Origin of the sequence: Nocardia pseudobrasiliensis NBRC 108224 (assembly GCF_001613105.1) — a bacterium.
In the GTDB taxonomy this organism is placed as follows: Bacteria; Actinomycetota; Actinomycetes; order Mycobacteriales; family Mycobacteriaceae; genus Nocardia; species Nocardia pseudobrasiliensis.
On sequence record NZ_BDBS01000092.1, the window covers coordinates 1 to 5469 of the forward strand.

Consider the following 5469-nt stretch of genomic DNA (forward strand, 5'->3'; position numbering starts at 1 on the left):
GGCGGGCGCGCCGACCGTCGCGGTCGACGCCACCGCCGCGGGCAGCGACCTCGCGTTGCGCGGCGCGGACGAGCACCTGAGCCCGATCAGCCTGCAGCAGTGGCTCTACGGCCGCGGCGACGACGAGCCCGCCCCGCTCAAGGAGTGTCTGTCCCACGCGGCGTCCGGCATCGGTCTGCTGTGGCGCGACTCGGCCCCGCTGCGCCGCCGCGCGACCTATCTGACCGTGGCCCGGGCGGTCGCCGACGAGGGCTATACCCCGGTCTACGACGGCGGCAGCCCGATCGCCGCGCGGCATCTGCGGCCGCTGCTCGAGGATGCCGAAGTGGCGCTGGTGCTGGCCATCCCGGCCCGCGTCGACGCCGCCAACCGGCTGCGGGTGACGCTGGAATGGCTCGACGACGAATTCGGCGGGCAGACCGAGGGACAGGGCGGCGGCATCGTCGGTGACACCACGATCGTGGTGTCACATCAGCTGCCCGGCGCCGAATCGCCTGTCGCCGAACATTTGCGGGAACATCTGACCGGCTGGGTGCGCGATATTCGGGAGATTCCGTACGATCCGCACCTGGCCCGCGGCGAACTGGTGCGCCACAACACACTGGGCGCCGACACTCGCAGGGCTTATCGCACGCTGCTGGCGGGGGTGGCATCATGACCGCGGCCATGAAGCAACATCGCACAACCGAATCCTCGCCCGCGGCAGGCGTTGTCGCCCCGCCGGAATCCCGTCGCGCCCCCATCTGGGAGCGACCCGTGCCCGGGGTCGGGCGGGCCCCGCTGGTGTGGTTACTCGGCGTGCACGGCGGCGCCGGAGCCAGCACCCTCGCACACGTACTCGCACCCGCCGCCGATTCGCACCGGCGCTGGCCGGGTGTATTCGATCGCGAATCGCCGTATGTCGTGTTGGTCGCCCGCGAGACCATCGCCGGGCTGACCCGCGCCCACGATCTGCTGCGCCAGTACCACGCCGGGCTCGCGGGCCCGAGCGAGGTGCTGGGCCTGATCACCGTCGCCGCCCGCCCGGGCCGTCTGCCCGTCGAGATCCGGCGCTATCGCGATGTGGTCGGCGCGCTGGCGGGGGAGATGTGGCAGCTGCCCTGGCACGAGGAGTGGATTCTGGTCGAACCGGACCAACTGCCGGTGTGGTCGCCGTCGGATCCACCCCCCGTGCAGAAGAAACGCAAACTCGATCCGCTGCAGGAGGTCCCGCACGACGTCGACGAACTCGGCGCGAGCATTATCGCCGTGGTCCGCGAAAGGGTCAGTGCGGCAATGTCTTCCGAGGATGACGAGGAAGACGGTGAGGCGGATGAGTAGCGCGGATCGGCCGCTCGGGCCGGAAGCCGGGTGGCACGAAGGTGTTGTGGCTGAGGGTCTACCTCAGGTACACGGTTATGTATTCCGATCACCTATTGAGAAGGACGCTCGATGAGTACCATCCTGCTCGCCGTGCACGACACGTACGGCGCAGTTCTCGCACAGGTCGGGAATCCGACCCCCGAGGCGCCCCCGGCCTCGGAGAAATTGCTCAAATTGGTCCGATATTTCACCTGGTTCGTGCTGCTGTCCGGCATCCTCGGCATCACCTACGCGGGCGGCCGGTTCGCGTGGGAGAAGTGGACCGGCGGCGGGCTCGAATCGCCCAAGATGGTGGCGGGCGCCATGATCGGCGGCATCGTGGCCACCAGTGCGGGCACCATCATGAACGCCGTGATCGGGACCTAGGGACGGGGCGATCGTGCTTGCCTACAAGCAGATTCCGGCCGAGGTCATCGAACCCGTCATGCAGCTCATCAACTGGCTGCTGTGGGTCGTTCTGTTGTTCTGTCTCGCGTGGATGATCATTTCCGCCGGCCGGTTCTGGTCGGCCTTCCGCGACGATATGGCGGTCAACGACGCGTCCCACGGCATTGTCATGAGCCTGATCGGTGCGATTGTGGCAACCTCGGCGAGCGCGATCGCTCTGACCTTCCTACCGACGTGAACGGTTGCGCCCCATGACCCCTGCCGAGACGATCGCAGTCGCGCCTTCGCCGCGCATCCGCCGAGCCGCCGTGGGCGTGCTCGGCGCGGCCGTGCTGGCGGCCGCGGGCTGCGGTGACGGCGACTCGGCGCAGATCGATCCGGCCCACCCGCCCACCGGGGTGCGCTGGCAGTCGTATCAGGGGGTCGCCTTGCCGGTCACCGAACAGGGACCGAAGCACGAGGACGACGGCGCCGCAACCGGATTCGATCGCGGGCCCGCGGGCGCCGCGGTCGCCGCCATCACCCATGCCGTACGCCTGGCCGTGGCCGCCGACAACCAGTGGTCGTCGGTGCTCGCCAAGGAGGTGGTACCCGGACCGGCCCGTGACGATTGGGCGGTCAGCCGGGTGCAGCTGTCTCTCACCGGGCCCGCGGCCCCCGAATACGCGCCCCGCGTACTCGGCTATCGCATCACCGGATACACGCAGGACAGAACGACTGTGGATGTGTACACCCAATATTCCGACGGCTCGCGCGCGGTGAATCACACCACCGTCGAGTGGTTCGGACAGGACTGGAGGTTACGGCTGCCTGATTCGGGCGCCACCGCCCGACCCGTCGACTCGATCGACCAATTACCCAGTGACATCGTGACTTTGGAGGCACCGACATGAGTCCCAAGGACTCCGGCGAGGAGCGCAGCGTCTCCTTCGGTGTCATCGCCTCGGCCGCGGTGATCGCGCTGATCGTCTTCGTCGGCGTCTTCATGTACGTCGGGCGGGATACGCCCGCATCGCACAACCCGACCGAACCCGCACCCGCCGAGGCCGCGGGCGCCGGCGCGACCGGCTTCGCCGGACCCGAGGTCGATTTGTTCGGCCGCCGGGTGGATGTTCCGAACAATCCGGCGGGACAACCGCTTTCGCAGGACGAGTCGAAACAGCGCCACCCCGGCGATTCGGACTGGCTGACCGCCGCGCCCGCCGGAACCACCGACCCACACGGGTGGCAGCGGGTGTACGGGGCATCGGTGCCGTTCTCCACCAGCGACGGACCGACGTCGATCGATAACGGCCTGGCCGTAGGCTTCGCGCATACCCCGCAGGGCGCGGCACTGGCGGCCGCGCAGATCACCTACCGGCTCAACGCCCGACCCGCCGACCGGGACCTGTATGTGCGCCAGGTGCGCGCGTCGGCCCAGCAGATCGCCGCCTACGACAAGGCGCGCTCGGCGGGCAAACTGCCCGACCAGCAGCCGGAGCGGATCACGCGCTATCTGATCGCGCCGGACGCCTTCCAGATCGAGAACTACGCCGACGATATGGCGATCGTCCGGCTGGCGGCGCGCGGGCCGGTGAACGACGGTAAGCAGGTATGGGCGGCGGTGCGGTTGGTGATGGTCTGGGACGGTGGGGACTGGCGGCTCAAGCCGACGGAATCGAGGGCCTCGCAGACGGATTACGTGGATTCGCTCGGGGGGTGGACGAAGTGGTGAGCGGACCTGGGCGGGACGGCGCGATTCGGTTGCGGCGGTTGGGAATCGTCGCACTGGCGACGGTCGCGGTCGCGGTGACGGTGACGTTGTGGAGCACGCGGCACGTAGGTGATCGGGCCGCGTCCACGCCCACGCCCCTGGCGAGTAGTTCGGCCCTCGCGGCGGGCGCATCGTTCGCCCCGCCCACGACCGATATGTTCGGTCGACGCGTCGACGTGCCGAACAACATTGCGGGACAGGCTCTTGCGCAGAACCCCGCCGAACGACATCGCGCCGGTGCTCCGGGCTGGACGACGGGCGCGCCCACTCCCGCTGCGGGCCAGGGTGTCTGGCAGCGGATCTTCGACGGCCCCGTGGTGCGTTTCTCAGCCTCCGACGGCCCCGCGCGGATCGACGGCAAGGCGGCGACCGGATTCGCGCGCACCCCGCAGGGTGCGGCGCTGGCCGCCGAACAGAACTACTGGCGTACCAACGCCAATCCGACCGATCGTGAGCTGCTTACACGGTTGGTGGACGTGACGCCGCAGTACCTCGCGCAGTACGACGCTCTCGTAGCCGCGGGGAAGGTATCGCCGCGGCTGCCGGACAAGTTGACACCATTGTTATTCGCCTCGGACGCTTTTCGTGTCGCTACCTTTGACGACGACCACGCGGTTGTCGAATTCGCAAGAAAGGCAAGAGAAGTCATCGATGGCCAACCGACATGGGTGGGCATGCGTCTCGCGGTCGTCTGGCGTGACGGCGATTGGAAGTTGACGGCCGTGGACTCCGAACAGCAGGTCCGGATCGATTCACTGCGAAGCATCGAGGGGTGGACCACATGGTGAGACGAATACTCACGATCCTGGCGGTGATGTTCACCGTCACACTCGCGACCCCGACCGTGGCCTATGGCCAGCAGTACGGGTTCGACCCGGCGTGCAACCAGATTCACGACGATCTCGACAGCATCGGCCTGCCCGGCATCTCACTCGGCGACGCCGCCTCGGCCGCCTGTAAGGCCGGCAATGTCGCCACCCATCCGGGTGAGGCCGCCGACGCGGTGAAGGACAAGGCGTGGGACTCCACCTTCGGCAAGGTGGTGGACTCGCTGATGAACGGCCTCGGGCAGGCGTTGATCCTGGCGTTGACGTTCTGGATGAAGGTGCCCAACGAGAAGATCAGTGACGGCGGGGCGCTGTTCCAGAAGATCAACGACTACACCTATCAGGCGCAGATATTGCTGCTCATGGTGTCGGTGATCCTGTCCGGCATGAGATTGGCGCAGGCCAGACGCGGCGCGGTACTCAGCGAGGCCGAGGAATCGTTCCGGATGTTCGCCCGCGTGGTGTTCAGCTCGTGGATGCTGGGCGCGGTGATCGTCGCGGGTGCGCAGGCCGCGGATCGCTTCTCGCAGTGGGTGATCGAGGACGCCAGTAACGGCAATGCCAAGAACATCGCCGAACTGCTGGTGAAAACCTCGAAGCTGCAAGCGTTTTCGCCGGGTCTGGTGCTGATCATCGCGATCGTGGGCCTGCTGGGCGCGCTGGGGCAGATCGTGCTGGCCATCGTGCGGCAGGGTCTGCTGGTGGTGGCCGCGGGCATGCTGCCGCTGGCGGCGGCCGCGTCGGGCACCAATACCGGGCGGCAGTCCTACGGCAAGCTGCTGTCCTGGATCATCGCGTTCCTGCTGTGGAAACCGGTGGCGGCCATCGTCTACATGATCGCCTTCATCGCCGTGGGCAACACCGACGAGACGACTCCGACGGCCGGACTGCCCGATGCCGATCAGGCGCAGCGCATGCTGGTGGCGATCGTGCTGCTGTGCAGCGTGGCGTTCGTACTGCCCGCGCTCATGCGGCTGGTGGCCCCGACGGTGGCGATGATCGGCACCGGCGCCTCGGGTCTGGGCGCGACCGGCGGTGTGCTGCTGGGCGCGGCCGCGCTCGGTGCGGTCGGCACGAAAGCCGTTGGCGTGCGCGGGGTCGCTGCCACCGGCGCGCCGGGGTATGTGGGTCGCGGCGGAC

8 protein-coding genes are annotated in these 5469 nt (G+C 68.2%); all 8 read left to right on the forward strand.

The window, feature by feature from the left end; genetic code table 11:
- On the forward strand, positions 1–658 hold a 658-nt coding region (locus NP4_RS41940; RefSeq protein ID WP_068009957.1), incomplete at its 5' end, for a hypothetical protein.
- A complete protein-coding gene (locus NP4_RS39350) occupies positions 655–1320 on the forward strand; it encodes a hypothetical protein (protein WP_068009958.1) in 666 nt (221 codons plus the stop codon). The genes NP4_RS41940 and NP4_RS39350, both read left to right, overlap by 4 nt.
- A 111-nt stretch (positions 1321–1431) precedes the next feature.
- Positions 1432–1728, forward strand: coding sequence for a hypothetical protein (locus NP4_RS39355; protein WP_062515034.1), 297 nt, complete (start codon positions 1432–1434; stop codon positions 1726–1728).
- Positions 1729–1741: 13 nt separating this feature from the next.
- Positions 1742–1987 (forward strand): hypothetical protein, encoded by a 246-nt coding sequence (locus NP4_RS39360; RefSeq protein WP_245997582.1) that lies wholly within the window; start codon positions 1742–1744, stop codon positions 1985–1987.
- 13 nt (positions 1988–2000) lie between these two features.
- On the forward strand, positions 2001–2642 hold the full coding sequence (locus NP4_RS39365; RefSeq protein ID WP_245997580.1) for a DUF8175 domain-containg protein: 642 nt from the start codon (positions 2001–2003) through the stop codon (positions 2640–2642).
- Positions 2639–3463: a DUF8175 domain-containg protein gene (locus NP4_RS39370; protein WP_068009962.1), complete on the forward strand. Its 825-nt coding sequence runs from the start codon at positions 2639–2641 to the stop codon at positions 3461–3463. The genes NP4_RS39365 and NP4_RS39370 overlap by 4 nt, the downstream gene beginning before the upstream one ends.
- Complete coding sequence (locus NP4_RS39375; protein ID WP_156524985.1) at positions 3448–4290, forward strand: DUF8175 domain-containg protein; 843 nt, start codon at positions 3448–3450, stop codon at positions 4288–4290. The genes NP4_RS39370 and NP4_RS39375 overlap by 16 nt, the downstream gene beginning before the upstream one ends.
- Positions 4284–5469, forward strand: a 1186-nt coding sequence (locus NP4_RS39380) for a hypothetical protein (protein ID WP_068009965.1), incomplete at its 3' end; no start/stop codon positions are given. The genes NP4_RS39375 and NP4_RS39380, both read left to right, overlap by 7 nt.